This is a genomic window from Paenibacillus montaniterrae (genome assembly GCF_018403185.1).
Lineage (GTDB): Bacteria > Bacillota > Bacilli > Paenibacillales > Paenibacillaceae > Pristimantibacillus > Pristimantibacillus montaniterrae.
In genome coordinates this window covers 1-255 of sequence record NZ_BOSE01000062.1, presented here as the reverse complement: position 1 = coordinate 255, position 255 = coordinate 1, and the positions used below count along the sequence as shown (strand labels likewise).

Annotated in this window: 1 rRNA gene; it reads right to left on the bottom strand. The window is 54.9% G+C overall.

Annotation, left to right across the window (positions count from 1 at the left end):
- Positions 1-255, bottom strand: a 16S ribosomal RNA gene (locus KJS52_RS27165); the annotation flags it as partial.

Below are 255 nucleotides of genomic sequence, written 5' to 3'. Positions count from 1 at the left end.
CCAGTGTGGCCGATCACCCTCTCAGGTCGGCTACGCATCGTCGCCTTGGTGAGCCGTTACCTCACCAACTAGCTAATGCGCCGCAGGTCCATCCATAAGTGACAGATTGCTCCGCCTTTCCCAACTCTCTCATGCGAGAGAATCGCGTATCCGGTATTAGCATCCGTTTCCGAATGTTATCCCGGTCTTATGGGCAGGTTACCTACGTGTTACTCACCCGTCCGCCGCTAAGTCTCAAGGAAGCAAGCTCCCTAT